We start from the raw sequence: 18,648 nt of genomic DNA on the forward strand, positions 1-18,648 counted from the left end.
GCACCTCGGCAGGCCTTCTGCCGAACACCAACGCAGTCACCCGACCCGTGAGTCGCCGGCAAGTCCGGCCGGCCGGCTTCCGTCCGAACCTAGGCGGACGGAGCCGAGACTCACGGGTCGTCTGCGTTTCCGGGGCCCGTCAGGGCGCCAGGCGCTCCACCCGCCAGGTTCCGTCCGCCTCCTGGACGTAGCGCAGGCGGTCGTGGAGGCGGTTCTCGTGGCCCTGCCAGAACTCGACCGTCTCGGGGACGACGCGGATGCCGCCCCACTCCGGGGGGACCGGGACCTTCTCGGGTTCGGGGTAGCGGGCGGCCAGCTCCTCGTAGCGGGCGAGGAGGTCGGCGCGGGACGGGATCACCGTGGACTGGGGGCTGGCCCAGGCGCCGAGCTGGGAGCCGTGGGGGCGGGTGCGGAAGTAGGCGACCGTCTCGTCGCGGCCGACGCGGGCCGCGCGGCCGGTGACGATGACCTGGCGGGCCAGCGGGTGCCAGGGGAAGAGCAGCGAGACGTACGGGTTGGCCGTCAGCTCCCTGCCCTTGCGGGACTCGTAGTTGGTGAAGAAGACGAAGCCGGCCTCGTCGTAGTGCTTCAGGAGGACCGTGCGGGACGACGGGCGGCCTTCGGGGGTCGCCGTCGAGACGATCATCGCGTTCGGCTCGTGGATGGCCGGATTCGCGACGGTCTCCTTGAACCAGCGGGCGAACTGTCCGATCGGTTCGGGGGCGAGGTCGGCCGCGGACAGCTCCGTGGTGCGGTACTGCTCGCGCATGTCGGCGGGATCCAGGGCGTCGGTCACAGGGCCATCCTGCCGCAGCGGCCCAGTCTGCCCGGCACGACGGGGCGTTAATCCTCTCTCGCCGGATCGGCGCAGTGTGCCGGATGTCACGCTTCCCCGCATCATCGGAACCGTACAGACTCTTCGGCTGGATGACTGTTGATTCCCCACCATCGACCGACACGGTTGATCGATCATCGATAGAGGAGCCGCCTGATGTCCGACTTCGTACCCGGGCTCGAGGGAGTCGTCGCGTTCGAGACGGAGATCGCCGAACCCGACAAGGAGGGCGGCGCCCTTCGCTACCGCGGGGTCGACATCGAGGACCTCGTCGGTCACGTCTCCTTCGGGAACGTCTGGGGCCTGCTCGTCGACGGCGCGTTCAACCCGGGCCTGCCGGCCGCCGAGCCGTTCCCGATCCCCGTGCACTCCGGTGACATCCGCGTCGACGTGCAGTCCGCGCTCGCGATGCTCGCGCCCGTGTGGGGCCTCAAACCGCTCCTGGACATCTCCGCCGAGCAGGCCCGCGACGACCTCGCCCGCGCGGCCGTCATGGCCCTCTCGTACGTCGCGCAGTCCGCGCGCGGCCAGGGCCTCCCGATGGTCCCGCAGAGCGAGATCGACAAGGCGGAGTCCATCGTCGAGCGCTTCATGATCCGCTGGCGCGGCGAGCCCGACCCGAAGCACGTCAAGGCCGTCGACGCCTACTGGACCTCCGCCGCCGAGCACGGCATGAACGCCTCCACGTTCACCGCGCGCGTCATCGCCTCCACCGGCGCGGACGTGGCCGCCTCGCTCTCCGGTGCCGTGGGCGCCATGTCCGGCCCGCTGCACGGCGGCGCGCCCTCCCGCGTCCTCGGCATGATCGAGGAGATCGAGCGGACCGGCGACGCCACCGCGTACGTGAAGCAGGCCCTCGACAAGGGCGAGCGCCTCATGGGCTTCGGTCACCGCGTCTACCGCGCCGAGGACCCCCGCGCGCGCGTGCTCCGCCGTACGGCCAAGGAGCTGGCGGCGCCGCGCTTCGAGGTCGCCGAGGCCCTGGAGAAGGCCGCCCTGGAGGAGCTGCACAACCGCCGTCCCGACCGGGTCCTGGCGACGAACGTGGAGTTCTGGGCGGCGATCGTGCTCGACTTCGCCGAGGTCCCGGCGCACATGTTCACGTCGATGTTCACGTGCGCGCGTACGGCCGGCTGGTCGGCGCACATCCTGGAGCAGAAGCGCACCGGCCGCCTCGTGCGCCCCTCGGCCCGCTACACGGGCCCCGGCCAGCGGAACCCGCGCGAGATCGAGGGCTACGCCGACATCGCCGGCTAGGGCCACCGGCCCCGCACGGGCGGTCCCGCACGAGCGGGCGCCGTACGGGCGGGTCCCGCACGACCGGCCCGGACCGACCCCGCACAGGCGGTCCGGGCCGGTCCCGCGCAGGCGGCCCGGACCCCGCCCGGGCCGCCGGGACCCCGTCTACACCAGCTGGGCCTGCTGCTCCTGCGCGAGCAGCAGGTCCGCGTGGTGGCGGGCCGTGGTCAGCGGGTGGGCGCGGAGCTTGCCCTTCAGCTCGTTGCGTCCGTACTCGGCGAACAGCGGGTTCGCCGGGTCGGTCGTGACGCCGGGCGCGCGGTCCGCGAACGGGAACCGGAGCGGCGTGATCCGGGCGTCGAGGCGCGGGTTGTAGAAGAACGGCACGGAGAATCGTTCCGTCGCCCCGGGCGGCGAGACCACCCGGTGGTTCGTGGCGATCAGGTAGCCGTTCGTGGCGACCTCCAGGAGCTCGCCCAGGTTGACGACGAAGGCGCCCGGCAGCGGCGGCACGTCGTGGAACCTCCCGTCCTCGCGCTGCACCTGGAGCCCGCCGACGTGGTCCTGGAGCAGCAGGGTGAGGAAGCCGTAGTCCTTGTGCGCGCCGACGCCCTGGTCGTCGCCCTCGCCGCTGCTGCCCGGGTAGCGCACCAGCTTGAGGTGCGGGTGGGCGCGCGGGCCGAAGATGTCGTCGTAGAAGTCCTCGGGCGCGCCGATGGAGGCGAGCAGCTCGTGGAGGAGGCGCTCGGCGACGCCGCTGAGGCGGTCGATCCAGTGCAGGGCGGCCGTGCGGAGCTCGGGGAGGGCGGCGGGCCACTGGTTGGGGCCTTCGAGCCACCAGTACGGGGCCTCCCAGGGGCCGGGGGTGCGGGCGGGCCGCTCGGCGCCGATGTCGAGCTGGTCGCGCCAGTCGCGGGCGCCGCCGGTGCGCTCGTCGCCGATGCGCGTGTAGCCGCGGAAGTGCGGCGAGTTGATGTTGTCGAGGGCGAGCCGGTCGGCCTCGGGCAGGGCGAAGAAGGCGTGCATGGCCGAGGTGAGGGCCTGCGTCTCGGCCTCGGTGACGCCGTGCCCGATGAGCTGGAAGAAGCCCACGTCGTGGGCGGCCGAGTGGAGCTGGGCGTGGAGCAGCTTCCTGGCCTGTGGGTCCCGGTCTGCGGCCGAGAGGTCCACGATGGGGAGCTGCGAGGAGTACGAGCTGTTCGTCATGTGTGCGTCCGCGGGGTATACGGGTGCCCGGGGCGGCCGCCGAGGGTGGGGCGGGGGCCACGGGTGCCGGTCGGCTGGGGCTCTGTACGAAGGACCGCGGGGGCGTGGAGTGGTACCCCGGAAGGTCAGGCGGAGCGGCGACAGGCCATGCTCGTGACGCGGACGTAGTCCACGTGGCGACGGCGTACGAGCAGAGGCATGGAGTCAGCGTACTGCGGGGGCGCGCGGGCCACTGTGGTCCCCGTCACGTCCTGTGCCGGGACGGCTCAAAGTCTGTTCAAAGTGGCGGGCTTGCGCGAAGATCGCCGCCATTCGTGGTGAGTACACGCCAGGATTCCCGTCGTCGCGCCCCATCGCAGGAGGATGTCCATGACCCGCCGCACCCCTCGTGGCCCGGCCGTCGCGGCCGCCGTCGCCGTGGCCGCCGCCGCGGCGCTGCTCCCGTCGGCGGGAGCCGCCGCCGCCACCGCCGCGCCGCAGGCCCGCGTCTTCATGGTGAACCCGGTCCAGTCCTCGGGCGACCAGACCCTCACCGACCACAAGGACGCGGCGGGCGACGTCCCCGCCTCCGCGTACGCCACCGTCGCGCTCCGCAATCTCGACGCGAGCGGCGCCCTGTCCGGCAGGTGGGCCGCCGTCCGCTCGGAGACCGGAAACCCGGCGAAGGCCGCCGACGCCGCCTCGTACGACCGCTCCGACGACGAGTTCGAGCAGGTCATGGCGTACTTCTGGGTCAACGAGGCGCAGGAGTACCTCCAGGGCCTCGGCTTCGGCTCCGAGCTGCGCGGGGCGAACGACCGGGTGCAGCCGGTCCGCCTCAACCAGTGGGGCGCCGACAACTCCTTCTTCACCGACAAGAAGGCCGAGATCCGCTTCGGCAAGGGCGGCGTGGACGACGCCGAGGACGCCGAGGTCATCGTCCACGAGTACGGCCACGCCGTGCACAACGCCCAGGTGCCCGGCTTCGGCACGTCCCCGGAGGCCGGCGCGATCGGCGAGGCCTTCGGCGACTACCTGGCCGTGGAGGTCGGCTCGCACGCGGACGCGAAGTACGGCTGGCCGATGAGGACCGACCTGGCCTGCGTCGCCGACTGGGACTCCACCGGCTACAGCGCGGCCCCGCACTGCCTGCGCCGCATCGACGGCACCAAGACCTACGCGGACCGCGTGGGCGAGGTCCACGCGGACGGCGAGATCTGGTCGCGGGCGCTCTTCGACATCCGGAACGAGCTCGGCGCCCGCACGGCCGACCGGATCATCGTGAACGCGCAGTTCGGCTTCGCCGCCGACACCAGCTTCGAGGCCGCGGCCCTGACGACGGTCGCGACCGCGCAGAAGATGTACGGCACGCAGGCGGCGGCCGCGGTTCGCGATGCCTTCCGCGCCCGCGCGATCCCGGGCGTCTAGTCGCTCAGCGCCTCGCTCACCAGCCGCGCCCACTGGGACACCACCCGTTCCCGGCGGGCGCGGTCGTCCGTGAGGAGGGTGGCGAGGCCCAGGCCGCGGGCCATGTCCAGGAGGCCCTGGACGGTCTCGCGGACGCCGGGCCGGGTCTCGTCGGCGCCCAGCACCTCGACGGCGACGCGGTGGGACTCGCGGCCGACGCGGGCCTCCAGCTCGGTGACCCGCTCGCGGAGCTGCTCCTCGCCGGAGGCGGCGACCCACAGGTGGAGCGCGGCCCGGAAGAGGGGCCCGGTGTAGAGGCCGACGAGGGCGGCGACGGCCTGCTCGCGGTCGTCCGTACGGACCGCGCGCAGGGCCTGCGAGCGCTCCTCGGCGACGTACTCGACGGCGGCCGTGAAGAGGTCCTCTCGGGTGGGGAAGTGGTGCTGGGCGGCGCCCCGCGAGACGCCGGCGCGTTCGGCGACGACGGCGACCGTGGAGCCCGCCCAGCCGTGCTCGGCCAGGCAGGACACGGCGGCCTCCAGGAGCCGCTGCCGGGTGGCGCGGCTCCGGTCCTGCTTGGGGTTCCGGCCGGGCCGCTCCGGCCGGTCCTGCTCGGGGTTCCGGTCCGGCTTGGGCTGATTCTGTGCGGTCAGAGCCGCCATGCGGGGTCCCGTCGTTCGAGGAAGGCCGTCATCCCCTCGCGCGCCTCGGCGGAGGCGAAGAGCGTGGCCGACCTCTGCACCAGGTCCTCCGCGTCGCGTTCGAAGGTCTCCAGGACTCTAGCGGTGACCAGTCGTTTCGACTCCCGCAGGCCCTGCGGGGAGGCGGTGCGCAGCGCGTCGAGGATGCCGGGGAGTTCCTGGTCGCCGGCGGTCACGAGCCCCATGGCGATCGCCTCCGCGACGCCGAACCGCTCGCCGGTCAGGTAGTGCCGGGCGGCCGCGCGCGGTTGCAGCCTCGGCAGGAGGGTGAGGGAGACGACGGCGGGCGCGACCCCTATCCGCACCTCGGTGAGCGCGAAGTCCGCGCCCTCCCCCGCGAGGACGATGTCGGCCGCGCCGAGCAGGCCGAGTCCGCCGGCGCGGGTGTGGCTGCCGGGGGCGACGTGGGCGACGACCGGTTTCGGCAGCTCGACGACCTGCCGGAGCAGGTCCACGAAGGCGTACGGGCTGGGCGGGGCCTTGAGGTCGGCGCCCGCGCTGAACGTGGAGCCGGTGTGGGTGAGGACGACCGCCCGGACCGCCGTGTCCTTGCCGCAGGCGGTGAGCGCGTCGGCGAGCTCGGTGACGAGCGGGGCGGAGAGGGCGTTGCGGGTGGCCGGGGAGTCCAGGGCGAGGGTCGTGATGCCCCGCTCCTCGGTGACGCGGATCTGGTTCACGTGCGGTCCCTTAGCTCTCGACGGAGGATCTTCCCGGACGCTGCCCGGGGGACGGCGTCGACGAACTCCACGGCGCGGACCTTCTTGTACGGGGAGACCCTTGCGGCGACGTATGCGATGACCTCGTCGGCGGTGAGGCCGGGCGCGGCGGGCCCGCGGACGACGAAGGCCTTGGGGATCTCGGTGCCGTCCGCGTCGGTGACGCCGATGACGGCGGCGTCGGCGACGCCCTCGTGGGTGAGGAGGAGCGCTTCGAGTTCGGCGGGGGCGACCTGGAAGCCCTTGTACTTGATGAGTTCCTTGACGCGGTCGACGACGAAGAGCCAGCCGTCCTCGTCGACGCGGCCGACGTCGCCGGTGTGCACCCAGCCGTCGGCGTCGATCATGGCGGCGGTGGCGTCGGGGCGGCCGAGGTACCCCTTCATGACCTGGGGGCCGCGGATGGCGATCTCGCCCTCCTCGCCGGGTGCGGCGTCCTTCGCCGGGTCGTCGAGGGAGAGGATCCGCATCTCGGTGGAGGGCAGCAGGCGGCCGACGGTGCCGGGCGGGGGCGCGGCGGCGTCGAGGGGGGTGACGTGGGTGCCGGGGGACAGCTCGGTCATGCCGTACGCCTGCCGGACGGGCGGCAGGCCGAGGCGGGTGGAGCAGGCCTCGGCGAGGGCGGCGTCGAGGGGGGCGGCGGCGCTGACGACGTACTCCAGGGAGGACAGGTCGTAGTCGGCGACGGCCGGGTGCTTGGCGAGGGCGAGGACGATCGGCGGGGCGACGTACAGGCCGTTGATGCGGTGCTCCTGAACGGCGCCGAGGAAGGTGTCGAGTTCGAAGCGGGGCAGGACGACGACGGTGGCGCCCCGGCGGAGGGGGGCGTTCATGAGGGCGGTGAGCCCGTAGATGTGGAAGAAGGGCAGGACGGCGAGGATGCGGTCGCCGGGGCCCATGGGGACCAGCGGCTCCAGCTGCGCCAGGTTGGTGGCGATGGAGGCGTGGGTGAGCATGACGCCCTTGGGGACGCCGGTGGTGCCCGAGGAGTACGGGAGGACGGCGACGTCCTCGTCGGGGTCGACGTCGATCTCGGGGACGGGCCCGGTGGCGGCGAGGAACTCCTGGAGCGAACGGACGCCCTCCCCCTCCGGCGCCCGGTCGCAGACGAGGATCTCCTCGATGCCGCCCGCGAGTTCGGCGGCGGCGCGGGCGGGGGCGAGGAGCGGGGAGACGGTCACGATCCACCGCGCGGAGGAGTCGCGCAGCTGCTTGGCGAACTCCTCCGGCGTGGCCAGCGGGTGGACGGTGGTGACGGCCGCGCCCGCGCGCGTGGCGGCGTAGAACGCGAGGGGGAACAGGACGGTGTTGGGGCTGTGCAGGGCGAGGACGTCCCCCTTGCGCACCCCGGCCTCCGCGAGCCCGGCGGCCACCCGCCGGTGGAAGGCGTCGACCTGCCCGTACGTGAGCGTCAGCTCCCCGGCCCCGTCGACGAGGGCCGGGGCGTCCCCGTACGCGGCGGCGTTTCCGAGGACGGCGTCGTGGATGGGCAGGGAGAGGGTGGGAACGGCCTCGTACTCGCTGTGGAACACCATGCGTGGGCCCCCTGGAGAGGTGAAAGGTGGTCGCCAGGATCGCTGCTGCGGGCGGGACTCGGGGAGACCTTGTCAGCCCTCCGAAAAACAATCAAGCATGCCTGCATGGTTTGTGGCCGGTGGGTCAGCGTTCGCAGGCCACTCCGTCGCCGTCGCGGTCGAGGTGGCTGTCGTAGCCGGGCTCTCCCCGGTGGATGGGGGCGGCGCCGGCGGCGCGGACGGCGGTGCAGTTGGCGTAGTAGACGGCGGAGGGGGCCTCCTCCGTGCTCTGGGCGGGCTCCGGCTCCTCGGTGGTGGGCTCCGGCGCCGGGGTGCGGGTGCGGGTGCGGGCGGGCTTCGGGGCGGAGGTCCGGGGCGGGGCGGTGGTCGGCTCCGGGGTCGGCGCGACGGTGGTGGGCGTCGGCTCCGGGGTGGGCGCCTCGGTGGTCGGGCTCGGCTCGGGGGTGGTCGGGGCGGTGCTCGGCGCGGTGGGCGTCGGGGTCGCGGAGGCCGTCACCGTCGCGGCGGGCTTCGGGGCGTCCGTGCCGTTGCGCTCCGGGTCGTCGACGGCGAGGGCGATGAAGAACCACAGGGCCGACAGGACCGTGGCCACGATCTTGGTCCGGCCGCTCCAGCGGCTCAGCCAGGCCAGGGCTATGCCGCCCGGCGGAAAGATCACCAACAGGGTGACGACCAGGGCGGGATGCTGCCACCAGCGGCGGGGAGGCGTCCACGGCGGTGGGGGCTGGTACGGGTGGGTGTTCTGGTACACGCGCGTCTCTCCCGGGGCTCAGGGCGCTCGGACGTGAGCGAAATGCAGGGATCGTACACGCGTCCTTCACAACCGGAGGCGGAATCAACCGAGATGGGACGTCAGGCGCCGGTCCAGGGCCCGCTGGCCCCCGGCGAGCCAGCGGACCGGCCAGTGGAGGAGCACCGCCAGGCAGAGCAGCCACCCGAGGCCGTGCACCGCCCAGACACCGGCCATCGTCGGGCCGCCCCAGGCCTGGTGGTAGTCGGTGTCCAGGTACCAGAGGGGATAGCCGAAGTTCCGCACCGAGTTGAACAGGGCGTACCCGACCAGCGCGAAGGCCGCCAGGTCCAACGGCAGCCCGAGCACGGCCCGGCCGAGCACCCGGGCGCCGGTCCAGCCGTCCCCGCCGGCGAGCCGGGCCCGCAGGCGGGCGGCCCGGCCCGGCTGCCCGGTCAGGGTCAGCACGACCGCCGCGAGGCCGGCCGGCAGCGCCAGGAACGCGCGGGCGGTGGTGTGGACGGTTCGGCGGATCAGGGTCATCGACGCAGACATCGACGGGCTCCTCGGCTCGTTCGGCGGATGCCCGTACCCTCGCGGCCCCTCGCCGGCCCCGTCGTCACACCCCGGAACCAACCTCCGTGTCATACCCAGGTGCCACCCGCTCCCCTCCTGCCCCGGAAGCGCGAGGACCGGGGCCCGCTCAGTACGACTTGGGCAGGCCCAGCGTCTGGTGGGAGACGTAGTTCAGGATCATCTCCCGGCTGACCGGCGCGATCCTGGCCACCCGGGCCGCCGTGATCAGGCGGGCGAGGCCGAACTCCTTGGTGAGGCCGTTGCCGCCGAGCGTGTGGACGGACGTGTCCACGGCCTTCACGCAGGCCTCGGCCGCCGCGTACTTCGCCATGTTCGCGGCCTCTCCCGCGCCCATGTCGTCGCCCGCGTCGTACAGCCGCGCCGCCTTCTGCATCATCAGCCGGGCCAGTTCGAGCTCGATGTGCGCCTGGGCGAGCGGGTGCGCGATGGCCTGGTGGGCGCCGATCGGGGCCTTCCAGACCTGGCGCTCCTTCGCGTACTTCACCGCCTGCGCGAGGGCGTACCGGCCCATGCCGATCGCGAACGCCGCCGTCATGATCCGCTCGGGGTTGAGGCCCGCGAAGAGCTGGAGGAGACCCGCGTCCTCGTCGCCGACGAGCGCCTCGAAGGGCAGGTGCACCTCGTCCAGGCTCAGCTCGAACTGCTTCTCGTCCGCAGCCAGTTCCATCTCGATGTGCCGGCGGCCGAAGCCGGGCGCGTCGCGCGGGACGATGAACAGACAGGGCTTCAGGTTCCCCGTGCGGGCGTCGGACGTGCGGCCCACGATCAGGGTGGCGTCGGCGATGTCCACGCCCGACACGAAGACCTTCCGGCCGTTGAGGACCCAGCCGTCCTCGGTGCGCGTCGCCGTGGTCGTGATGCGGTGCGAGTTCGAGCCCGCGTCGGGCTCGGTGATGCCGAAGGCCATCGTCCTCGACCCGTCCGCGAGGCCCGGCAGCCACGCCCGCTTCTGCTCCTCCGTCCCGAAGCGGGCGATGACCGTGCCGCAGATCGCGGGCGACACGACCATCATCAGCAGCGGCGCGCCGGCGGCGCCCGCCTCCTCCAGGACGATCGACAGCTCGGCCATGCCGCCGCCCCCGCCGCCGTACTCCTCGGGCAGGTTCACGCCCAGATAGCCGAGCTTGCCCGCCTCGGCCCAGAGCGCGGCGCGGTCGAAGCCGGGGCCGTGGCGGTGTCCGAGCGCGGAGACGGCGGCCCGGAGCGCGGTGTGTTCCTGCGGCTCGATGTCGGTGCTCATACGGGGTCTTCCTCCTGTGCATCGGTCTGTACGACGGCGAGCAGGGCACCGACCTCGACCTGGTGGCCGGGGGCGGCGTGGAGCGCGGTGAGCGTGCCGGAGGCGGGGGCGAAGACCCGGTGCTCCATCTTCATGGCCTCCAGCCAGAGCAGGGGCTGCCCGGCGGCGACCCGGTCGCCGACGGCGAGGCCGTCCGCGACCCGGACGACGGTGCCGGGCATGGGGGCGAGCAGGGAGCCGGGCTCCCGCAGGTCGGCCGGGTCGGTGAAGCGGGGGCGGGCGGTGAGGCGGTGGCGGCCGGCGTGGACGGCGTCCTCGTAGGCCGTGACCTCGAAGGTCCTGGCCACTCCCGCCACTTCGAGCCGTACGGTGTCCGGGCTCGCCGACACCACCCGTACGCCCTCCGGGGACACGACCTCGTAGCCACCGTCCCGGGCCGGCCGGTAGCGGATCTCGTGGTCGCCGTACGTCCTCGTCTCGTCCTGCGAGCGGACGTTGCGCCAGCCGCCGCCGAAACGGCCCTCGCGGGAGGCCGCCGAAGCCAGGGCGGCGGCCACGGCCGCGTGCTCCTCGCCCGGCGGAGGCGTGATCAGGGCGTCGAGGTTCCGCTCGTAGAAGCCGGTGTCGAGGGCGGCCGGGTCGGCGTACTCCGGGTGGCGGAGGGACGCCACGAGCAGGTCCCGGTTGGTGACGGGGCCGTGCACGCGGGCCCGTTCCAGGGCGTGGGCGAGCTTCCGGAGCGCCTGCTCCCGGGTCGGGGCATGGACGATCACCTTGGCGAGCATCGGGTCGTAGTGGACGCCGATCGCGTCCCCGGAGACATAGCCGGTGTCGACGCGCACGCCGCCGTCCCCGGGCACGTCGAAGCGGTGCAGGACGCCGGTCTGCGGGGCCCAGCCGCGCGCCGGGTCCTCGGCGTAGAGCCGGGCCTCGACGGCGTGGCCGCGCGGGGCCGGCGGCTCGGCGGGCAGGGCGCGGCCCTCGGCGACGGCGAGCTGGAGGGCGACGAGGTCGACGCCGTACACCTCCTCGGTGACCGGGTGCTCCACCTGGAGGCGGGTGTTCATCTCCAGGAAGTGCGCCCGGCCGTCGGCGACCAGGAACTCGACGGTGCCCGCGCCGACGTAGCCGACGGCCTTCGCGGCCCGTACGGCGGTGTCCAGGAGGGAGGCCTCCAGGGCGGCGGGCAGGCCGGGCGCCGGGGCCTCCTCGACGACCTTCTGGTGCCGGCGCTGGAGGGAGCAGTCGCGGGTGCCGAGCGCCCAGACCGTGCCGTGGGCGTCGCAGAGGAGCTGCACCTCGACGTGGCGGCCGTTCTCCACGTACGGCTCGACGAACACCTCGCCGTCCCCGAAGGCGCTCGCCGCCTCCGCCGACGCCGCCCGCAACTCCTCTTCCAGCGACGCCAGTTCGCGTACGACCCGCATGCCCCGGCCGCCGCCGCCCGCCGCCGCCTTCACCAGGACGGGCAGGTCGGCCTCCGTCACCTCGCCCAGGGGCGCGATCCCCAGGAGTTCCTTCGCGCGGGTCTTCGACGCCATCGCCTCGATCGCCTCGGGCGGCGGCCCGATCCACACCAGGCCCGCGTCGGTGACCGCTCGTGCGAAGTCGGCGTTCTCGGAGAGGAAGCCGTAGCCGGGGTGGACGGCGTCGGCGCCCGCCGCGAGCGCCGCCGCCACGACCAGGTCGCCGCGCAGGTACGTCTCCGAGGGCGCGGCCCCCGGCAGCCGTACCGCCGCGTCGGCCTCCCGGACGTGCAGGGCGTCGGCGTCCGCGTCGGAGTACACGGCGACGGTGGAGATGCCCAGGTCACGGCAGGTGCGGAAGACCCGGCAGGCAATCTCGCCCCGGTTCGCGACCAGTACGGTCAGAATCATCAGTGCCTCACATTCGGAAGACGCCGAAGCCGCCGCGCGCGCCCTCGACCGGTGCCGTGTGGATCGCGGAGAGACACAGCCCGAGGACCGCGCGGGTGTCGCGGGGATCGATGACCCCGTCGTCGTAGAGCCGCCCGGAGAGGAACATCGGCAGCGACTCGGACTCGATCTGCGCCTCGACGAGGGCGCGCAGTCCGGCGTCGGCCTCGTCGTCGTACGGCCGTCCCTTCGCGGCGGCGGAGGCCCGCGCCACGATCGAGAGGACGCCGGCGAGCTGCTGCGGGCCCATGACGGCGGACTTCGCGCTCGGCCAGGCGAAGAGGAAGCGCGGGTCGTAGGCCCGGCCGCACATGCCGTAGTGCCCGGCGCCGTACGACGCCCCCATGAGGACGGAGAGATGGGGCACGCGGGAGTTCGACACCGCGTTGATCATCATGGCGCCGTGCTTGATGATGCCGCCCTGCTCGTACTCCTTGCCGACCATGTAGCCGGTGGTGTTGTGGAGGAAGACGAGCGGGATGTCGCGCTGGTTGGCGAGCTGGATGAACTGGGCGGCCTTCTGCGACTCGGCGGAGAAGAGGACGCCCTGCGCGTTGGCGATCAGGCCCACCGGGTAGCCGTGCAGCCGCGCCCAGCCGGTGACGAGGCTGGCCCCGTACAGCGGCTTGAACTCGTCGAAGTCCGAGCCGTCGACGATCCTGGCGATCACCTCGCGCGGGTCGAACGGCGTCTTGAGGTCTCCGGGGACGATCCCGAGCAGCTCCTCCGGGTCGTACTTCGGGGGTTCGGCCGGTCCGGGGTCCTCGTGGTGTTTGCGGTGGTTGAGGCGGGCGACGATCCGGCGGGCCTGGCGGATCGCGTCGGCCTCGTCGACGGCGTAGTGGTCGGCCAGGCCGCTCGTGCGCGCGTGCATCTCGGCGCCGCCGAGGGACTCGTCGTCGCTCTCCTCGCCCGTCGCCATCTTCACCAGCGGCGGCCCGCCGAGGAACACCTTCGACCGCTCCCCGATCATCACGGCGTGGTCGGACATGCCGGGGACGTACGCGCCGCCCGCCGTCGAGTTCCCGAAGACGACGGCGACGGTCGGGATGCCGGCGGCGGAGAGGCGGGTGAGGTCGCGGAAGAGCGCCCCGCCCGGGATGAAGATCTCCTTCTGGGAGGGCAGGTCGGCGCCGCCGGACTCGACGAGCGAGACGACGGGCAGCCGGTTGGCGTACGCGATCTCGTTGGCCCGCAGGGCCTTCTTCAGCGTCCACGGGTTGGAGGCGCCGCCGCGCACGGTCGGGTCGTTGGCGGTGATCAGGCACTCCACGCCCTCGACGACCCCGATGCCGGTCACCAGGGAGGCCCCCACGGTGTAGTCGCTGCCCCAGGCGGCGAGCGGCGACAGCTCCAGGAAGGGGCTGTCGGGGTCGACGAGCAGCTCGATCCGCTCGCGGGCGAGGAGCTTGCCGCGCTTCTTGTGGCGGGCGGTGTACTTCTCGCCGCCCCCGGCGAGGGCCTTGGCGTGCTCGGCGTCGAGGGCGGCGAGCTTGTCGAGCATGGCGGCGCGGTGGGCCGCGTAGTCCGGTCCGCCGGTGTCGAGGGCGGAGGCGAGGACGGTCATTGGAGTTCCTCCGGGACGTCGGGCAGGAGCGCGGCCGGGATGTCGGGCGAGGCGGCGGGCAGGAGCGCGGCCGGGATGTCCACGTGGCGGGAACGGAGCCATTCGCCGAGGGCCTTGGCCTGCGGGTCGAAGCGGGCCCGGGAGGCGACGCCCTCGCCGAGGATCCCGGCGACGGTGAAGTTGAGGGCGCGGAGGTTCGGGAGGAGGTGCCGGGTGACGGTCAGGCCGGCGGTCTCCGGGAGGAGTTCGCGGACCTTCTCCACGGTCAGGGCGTGGGCGAGCCAGCGCCACTCCTCGTCCGTGCGGACCCAGACGCCGACGTTGGCGTCGCCGCCCTTGTCGCCGCTGCGGGCCCCCGCGATCAGGCCGAGGGGCGCCCTCCGGGCGGGCCCCTCGGGGAGGGGCGGCGGAAGCTCCGGGTCGGGTACGGGTTCCAGGTCGCGGTTCCTCGGGGGCACGGGGACCTCCCGGCGGGTCCCGTCGGGGAGCACGGCCGTGTGCGGGACCTCGGCGGCCGGCACGTACGCGGTCCCGAAGACCCCGTAGGGGGCGGCCTTGCCGGGTGGGGCGGTGACGTGGAAGCCGGGATAGCTCGCGAGGGCCAGTTCGACGGCGGCGCCGGTGACGGTGCGGCCGACCCTGTCGGGGTCCCGGTCGCGGACGACGAGGCGGAGCAGGGCGCTCGCGGTCTCCTCGGTGGGGGCGTCGGGGCGGTCCGTGCGGGCCAGTTCCCAGCGGACCTCGGCGGGCGGGTCCTTCGCCAGGGCGTCGTGGACCTGCTCCCGCAGGAGGGCGGCCTTGGCCTCGACGTCGAGGCCGGTGAGGACGAAGACGACCTCGTTGCGGAAGCCGCCGAGCCTGCTGAGCCCCACCTTGAGCGTCGGGGGCGGGGCCTCGCCCCGTACGCCCGAGATCCGGACCCGGTCGGGGCCCTCCTGGGCGATCCGGGCGGTGTCGAGCCGGGCCGTCACGTCGGGGCCGGGGTAGCGGGCGCCGGCCGTCTCGTAGAGGAGCTGGGCGGTGACCGTGCCGACGTCGACGAGGCCGCCGGTGCCGGGGTGCTTGGTGACGACCGCGCTGCCGTCGGCGTGGAGTTCGGCGACCGGGAAGCCGGGGCGGCGCAGGACGGCCGGGTCGTGGTCGCGGAAGAAGGCGTAGTTGCCGCCGGTGGCCTGGGTGCCGCACTCCAGGACGTGCCCGGCGACGACCGCGCCCGCCAGTTCGTCGTACGCCTCCGGGCCCCAGCCGAAGTGCCACTGCGCGGGCCCGGTGACGAGGGCCGCGTCGGTGACCCGGCCGGTGACGACGACGTCGGCGCCGGCGGCCAGGCAGGCGGCGATGCCGGCGCCGCCGAGGTAGGCGTTGGCGGTCAGCGCGCCCTGTCGCGGCGGCAGCAGGTCGCCCTCGACGTGGGCGACCCGGGTGGGCAGGCCGAGCTTCGCGGCGAGGGCGCGCAGGGCGTCGGCGAGCCCGGCCGGGTTGAGGCCGCCCGCGTTGGCGACGATCCGGACCCCGCGCTCGTGGGCGAGGCCGAGGCCCTCCTCCATCTGGCGCAGGAAGGTCTTCGCGTAGCCGGCGGAGGGGTCCTTGAGCTGGTCGCGGCCGAGGATGAGCATGGTCAGTTCGGCGAGGTAGTCGCCGGTGAGGACGTCGAGTTCGCCGCCCGTGAGCATGTCCCGGACGGCGTCGAAGCGGTCGCCGTAGAAACCGGAGGCGTTCCCGACGCGAAGGACGTCCCTCGTGCGGGGGGCGTCCGGTGCGTGGGGGGCGTCCGGTGTGCGGGGGGCGTCCGTCACGTGTCCCCCTTGGCGGCGCGGCCGCCGCCCGCCGGGCCCGCGAAGGCCTGGGCGATGCCGAGCCACCGCTCGGCGTCCTCGCCGACGGCGACCAGGGCGGTGTCGTCGCGGTGGAGGCGCTGGGTGACGAGCAGGCAGAAGTCGAGGGCGGGCCCGGTGACCCGCTGGGCGGCATCCTCGGGGCCGTACGTCCACGACGTGCCGTCGGGCGCTTCCAGTTCGACCCGGAACGGCTCGGCGGGCGCCGGGGCGCCCCGTACCAGGAAGGCGTAGTCGCGGGCCCGGTGGCCGATCCAGGCGACGTGCCGGAGCCGGGCCGTGGGCGTCCGGACCGCGCCGAGGGCGTCGGCGACGTCCTGGCCGTGCGCCCAGGTCTCCATCAGCCGGGCGGTGGCCATGGCGGGGGCGCTCATCGGCGGCCCGTACCAGGGGAACCTGGCCCCGGGCGGGACCGCGCGCAGGGCCTCCTGGAGCCGCTCGCGGCCGGTGCGCCAGCGGGCGAGGAGTTCGGCGGGCGGCAGCTTCGCGCCCTCCTCCGCGCCCTCGTCGACGAAGCGGTCGGGGGCGGCGAGGGCCTTTCCGGTCTCGGCGGCGAAGGCGTCGGCGTCGGTGGCGGCGAGGAGGGCGGCCCGGTCGGTCCAGGCGAGGTGGGCGATCTGGTGGGCGATCGTCCAGCCGGGGGCGGGGGTCGGCGTGCCCCACCGCTCCTCGCTCAACTCTCCGACGAGACGGTCGAGTTCTTCGCTCTCGTCGCGCAGGTCGTCGAGGACGACGACGGGGTCGGACACGGTGCGCTCCCCTCGGGGGACGGGCGGTCACGGGCCTTCGCGGAGGAGCATGCCAGCGGGACCAGAAACAATCAAGCGTGCTTGCTTTAGATGTGTCCCCTCACGGGCCCGCGCTCCGACCCGCCACGCCCCGACCCGCCCCGACAGCAGGGAGGCGCCGGGACCCCGCCGATGCGGATCCCGGCGCCCTCCCCGGCTCCGCCTACTTCACGAGGGCCTCGAAGCCCGCCCGGTCGCAGGAGGACACGATGCGCCCCTCGGCCACCGGGTCCGTGCCCGTGACGGCGGCGACGGTGTCGTCGAGGACGCGGGCGCTGTCCTCGTCGTGCCCCTTCCGGTCGAGCACCTCGGCGGCGGAGATCACGCCCGGGGCGAGCGCCCCGGCGCCGCCGTCCGCGGCACCGGGCTTCTTCGGGAAGGCGTCCACGGAGTTCCGCGCCTCCTGCCAGGTGCCCAGCCTGGTGCAGTAGTCCTGCCAGTACGCCCTCACCTCGTCGTCGTCATCGGACGACGAGCAGCCGCCCAGCAGGACCGCGACGACCACCGCGGCCAGCACCCGGCTTCCCCTCCGCACGCCCCGCCCCCTAACCACGGACGCGCCGCGGGCGCGGGACGAGCTCGCCGCCGCAGTTGGGGCAGACGCCGTCCATGGCATCGGCGCAGGAGACGCAGAAGCTGCACTCGAACGAACAGATCCGCGCGGGTCCGTCCGGCGCCAGGGCCTCGGTCTCACAGCGCTCGCACCGGTCACGCATCTCCAGGGCCACGATCGGCTCCCCCTCCTCGTACGACTGAGAACCCCTCCATGATCGACGGCCGCCCCGGCCCCCTCAACAGGCGGCCGGCCGAAGACCGATGGGATCGGGTCAGCCGGACGGCCCCGACGGATCAGTGTCCGACCAGGCAGAACGGGTGACCCGCCGGGTCCGCACAGACGCGCCGGCCGCGCGTGCCCGCGCCGTCGTCGAGCAGCGTCGCACCGGCCGCGAGGACCTGCTCCTGGGCCGCGCCCGGGTCGGCGACGCCGAAGTCGAGGTGGGACTGCTGGGGGCGCTCCGGATCCGGCCAGGTCGGCGGGCGGCGGGCGGGCACGCCCTGGGAGCAGAGGACGGGCCCGCCGGGGGTGTGCAGGATGGACCAGGACGCGTCGAGGGACCGGCGGGGGTCGGGCCGGTCGACGTCCCCGCCGAGCAACGCCCGGTAGGGAGCGGCGAGCTCCCGGGGTGCGGAACGGTCCAGGACGACGCACTGCAGCTCGGCGATCATGCGCGGATCACAGGCCCCGGCCTCGCGCCCGGAACCCGACCCTCCCGGGACCCAGACCCCGGATCCCGCTCCTCCCGGGGCCCGTCCGCCCGGAGGCGGTCCCGCTAGCGGGTCTCCCGCCGGGCCCGGCGGGACTGCGTACGGACCGCGCCCATGCTCGCCGCGATGACGAGGGCGATCGCGAGGGCGTCGACGGCGGACAGGGCCTGGTGGAGGACGAGGAAGCCCGCCGTGGCCGCGATGGCCGGTTCCAGGCTCATCAGGATCGCGAAGGTGGGCGCGGGCAGGCGCCGCAGGGCGAGGAGTTCGAGGGTGTACGGGAGGACCGAGGACATCAGCGCGACGGCGAGGCCCAGGCCGATCGTCGAGGGCACGAGGAGCTTGTCGCCGGCTTCCGCGACGCCGAGCGGCAGGCTGAGGACGGCGCCGAAGGCCATGGCGAGCGCGAGCCCGTCGGCCTGCGGGAAGCGGCGGCCCGTGCGGGCGCTGAAGACGATGTACGCGGCCCACATGGCGCCCGCCGCGAGCGCGAAGGCCGCGCCGAGCGGATCGATGCGGTCGAAGCCGCCGCCCCCGAGGAGGACGACGCCGCCGAGGGCGAGCCCCGCCCACAGGAGGTTCACCAGCCGGCGCGAGGCGACCACGGAGAGGATCAGCGGGCCGAGGACCTCCAGGGTCACGGCGGCGCCCAGGGGGATCCGGTCGGCGGCCTGGTAGAAGAGGACGTTCATGCCGGCCATGGCGGTGCCGAAGGCGACGACCGTCCCCCAGTCGGCGCGGCCGTAGCCCCGGACCTTGGGCCGGCAGACGATCAGCAGGACGGCGGCGGCGAGCACGAGCCGCAGGGTGACGACCCCGAGCGCGCCCGCGCGGGGCATGAGCAGGACGGCGACGGCGGACCCGAACTGCACGGACAGCCCGCCGGTGACGACGAGCGCGACGGGCCCGAGCCGGCGCCCGGCCGCGGGACGGGTCGTCCCCGCCCCCTCCACGGGCGCCGCGGGCGTCACCACCGGGGCCACCTCCTTGACCGGACTGTCCACCGACGGCTCCTCACCACACGCGTTAGTTCATTGAACTGGACCCCCGGTCCAGAATAATGCACCCCCACCCGGGGCCACACCCGGAAT

Annotated in this window: 18 protein-coding genes; 2 read left to right on the plus strand and 16 right to left on the minus strand. The window is 74.1% G+C overall.

Translation table 11 applies throughout. The annotated features are described in order from the left end of the window. Positions 1–139: 139 nt before the first annotated feature. Positions 140–796, minus strand: a complete 657-nt coding sequence (gene pdxH / locus ACZ66Z_RS12080; protein WP_469933842.1) for a pyridoxamine 5'-phosphate oxidase — start codon at positions 794–796, stop codon at positions 140–142. A gap of 195 nt (positions 797–991) precedes the next feature. Here pdxH and ACZ66Z_RS12085 point away from each other — a divergent pair, with 195 nt between their 5' ends. Then, the gene (locus ACZ66Z_RS12085) at positions 992–2,092 is read left to right on the plus strand and encodes a citrate synthase 2 (RefSeq protein ID WP_469933843.1); all 1,101 of its coding nucleotides are present in this window, start codon (positions 992–994) and stop codon (positions 2,090–2,092) included. 147 nt (positions 2,093–2,239) lie between these two features. Here ACZ66Z_RS12085 and ACZ66Z_RS12090 read toward each other — a convergent pair whose 3' ends face one another. After that, positions 2,240–3,280, minus strand: a complete 1,041-nt coding sequence (locus ACZ66Z_RS12090) for an isopenicillin N synthase family dioxygenase (protein WP_469933844.1) — start codon at positions 3,278–3,280, stop codon at positions 2,240–2,242. A gap of 369 nt (positions 3,281–3,649) precedes the next feature. Here ACZ66Z_RS12090 and ACZ66Z_RS12095 point away from each other — a divergent pair, with 369 nt between their 5' ends. After that, entirely contained in the window at positions 3,650–4,687 is a 1,038-nt protein-coding gene (locus ACZ66Z_RS12095; protein ID WP_469933845.1) for a M4 family metallopeptidase, read from the plus strand. On the opposite strand, the gene ACZ66Z_RS12100 is transcribed toward ACZ66Z_RS12095, so the two are convergent. From ACZ66Z_RS12100 to ACZ66Z_RS12165, 14 genes are all read right to left on the minus strand, one after another. Further along, positions 4,684–5,328, minus strand: a complete 645-nt coding sequence (locus ACZ66Z_RS12100; RefSeq protein WP_469933846.1) for a TetR/AcrR family transcriptional regulator — start codon at positions 5,326–5,328, stop codon at positions 4,684–4,686. The genes ACZ66Z_RS12095 and ACZ66Z_RS12100 overlap by 4 nt on opposite strands. Continuing rightward, a complete protein-coding gene (locus tag ACZ66Z_RS12105; RefSeq protein ID WP_469933847.1) occupies positions 5,316–6,044 on the minus strand; it encodes an enoyl-CoA hydratase family protein in 729 nt (242 codons plus the stop codon). Before ACZ66Z_RS12105 ends, ACZ66Z_RS12100 begins: the two co-directional genes overlap by 13 nt. Next, positions 6,041–7,618, minus strand: coding sequence for an AMP-binding protein (locus ACZ66Z_RS12110; RefSeq protein WP_469933848.1), 1,578 nt, complete (start codon positions 7,616–7,618; stop codon positions 6,041–6,043). The genes ACZ66Z_RS12105 and ACZ66Z_RS12110 overlap by 4 nt, the downstream gene beginning before the upstream one ends. A gap of 124 nt (positions 7,619–7,742) precedes the next feature. After that, complete coding sequence (locus ACZ66Z_RS12115) at positions 7,743–8,369, minus strand: excalibur calcium-binding domain-containing protein (RefSeq protein ID WP_469933849.1); 627 nt, start codon at positions 8,367–8,369, stop codon at positions 7,743–7,745. A gap of 84 nt (positions 8,370–8,453) precedes the next feature. Further along, the gene (locus ACZ66Z_RS12120) at positions 8,454–8,903 is read right to left on the minus strand and encodes a hypothetical protein (RefSeq protein ID WP_469933850.1); all 450 of its coding nucleotides are present in this window, start codon (positions 8,901–8,903) and stop codon (positions 8,454–8,456) included. Positions 8,904–9,051: 148 nt separating this feature from the next. Further along, the gene (locus tag ACZ66Z_RS12125) at positions 9,052–10,185 is read right to left on the minus strand and encodes an acyl-CoA dehydrogenase family protein (protein WP_469933851.1); all 1,134 of its coding nucleotides are present in this window, start codon (positions 10,183–10,185) and stop codon (positions 9,052–9,054) included. Continuing rightward, positions 10,182–12,062: an acetyl/propionyl/methylcrotonyl-CoA carboxylase subunit alpha gene (locus tag ACZ66Z_RS12130; RefSeq protein ID WP_469933852.1), complete on the minus strand. Its 1,881-nt coding sequence runs from the start codon at positions 12,060–12,062 to the stop codon at positions 10,182–10,184. Before ACZ66Z_RS12130 ends, ACZ66Z_RS12125 begins: the two co-directional genes overlap by 4 nt. 7 nt (positions 12,063–12,069) lie before the next feature. After that, complete coding sequence (locus ACZ66Z_RS12135; RefSeq protein ID WP_469933853.1) at positions 12,070–13,668, minus strand: acyl-CoA carboxylase subunit beta; 1,599 nt, start codon at positions 13,666–13,668, stop codon at positions 12,070–12,072. Next, the gene (locus ACZ66Z_RS12140; RefSeq protein ID WP_469933854.1) at positions 13,665–15,464 is read right to left on the minus strand and encodes an acyclic terpene utilization AtuA family protein; all 1,800 of its coding nucleotides are present in this window, start codon (positions 15,462–15,464) and stop codon (positions 13,665–13,667) included. The genes ACZ66Z_RS12135 and ACZ66Z_RS12140 overlap by 4 nt, the downstream gene beginning before the upstream one ends. After that, entirely contained in the window at positions 15,461–16,252 is a 792-nt protein-coding gene (locus ACZ66Z_RS12145; RefSeq protein WP_469933855.1) for a TIGR03084 family metal-binding protein, read from the minus strand. Before ACZ66Z_RS12145 ends, ACZ66Z_RS12140 begins: the two co-directional genes overlap by 4 nt. Before the next feature lie 202 nt (positions 16,253–16,454). Further along, positions 16,455–16,826 (minus strand): hypothetical protein, encoded by a 372-nt coding sequence (locus tag ACZ66Z_RS12150; protein ID WP_469933856.1) that lies wholly within the window; start codon positions 16,824–16,826, stop codon positions 16,455–16,457. Between the two features lie 10 nt (positions 16,827–16,836). After that, on the minus strand, positions 16,837–17,019 hold the full coding sequence (locus ACZ66Z_RS12155; RefSeq protein WP_469933857.1) for a DUF1272 domain-containing protein: 183 nt from the start codon (positions 17,017–17,019) through the stop codon (positions 16,837–16,839). Between the two features lie 121 nt (positions 17,020–17,140). Further along, positions 17,141–17,518, minus strand: a complete 378-nt coding sequence (locus ACZ66Z_RS12160) for a VOC family protein (RefSeq protein ID WP_469933858.1) — start codon at positions 17,516–17,518, stop codon at positions 17,141–17,143. 104 nt (positions 17,519–17,622) lie between these two features. Next, the gene (locus ACZ66Z_RS12165) at positions 17,623–18,531 is read right to left on the minus strand and encodes an EamA family transporter (RefSeq protein ID WP_469933943.1); all 909 of its coding nucleotides are present in this window, start codon (positions 18,529–18,531) and stop codon (positions 17,623–17,625) included. Positions 18,532–18,648: the final 117 nt, after the last annotated feature.

This window comes from Streptomyces sp. NPDC107498, from assembly GCF_055582805.1.

Coding starts and splice junctions, on each gene's coding strand:
- ACZ66Z_RS12110 (WP_469933848.1), bottom strand. CDS start 7,618: ATGGTGTTCCACAGCGAGTACGAGGCCGTTCCCACCCTCTCCCTGCCC.
- ACZ66Z_RS12085 (WP_469933843.1), top strand. CDS start 992: ATGTCCGACTTCGTACCCGGGCTCGAGGGAGTCGTCGCGTTCGAGACG.
- ACZ66Z_RS12125 (WP_469933851.1), bottom strand. CDS start 10,185: ATGAGCACCGACATCGAGCCGCAGGAACACACCGCGCTCCGGGCCGCC.
- ACZ66Z_RS12120 (WP_469933850.1), bottom strand. CDS start 8,903: ATGTCTGCGTCGATGACCCTGATCCGCCGAACCGTCCACACCACCGCC.
- ACZ66Z_RS12090 (WP_469933844.1), bottom strand. CDS start 3,280: ATGACGAACAGCTCGTACTCCTCGCAGCTCCCCATCGTGGACCTCTCG.
- ACZ66Z_RS12160 (WP_469933858.1), bottom strand. CDS start 17,518: ATGATCGCCGAGCTGCAGTGCGTCGTCCTGGACCGTTCCGCACCCCGG.
- ACZ66Z_RS12130 (WP_469933852.1), bottom strand. CDS start 12,062: ATGATTCTGACCGTACTGGTCGCGAACCGGGGCGAGATTGCCTGCCGG.
- ACZ66Z_RS12100 (WP_469933846.1), bottom strand. CDS start 5,328: ATGGCGGCTCTGACCGCACAGAATCAGCCCAAGCCGGACCGGAACCCC.
- ACZ66Z_RS12095 (WP_469933845.1), top strand. CDS start 3,650: ATGACCCGCCGCACCCCTCGTGGCCCGGCCGTCGCGGCCGCCGTCGCC.
- ACZ66Z_RS12135 (WP_469933853.1), bottom strand. CDS start 13,668: ATGACCGTCCTCGCCTCCGCCCTCGACACCGGCGGACCGGACTACGCG.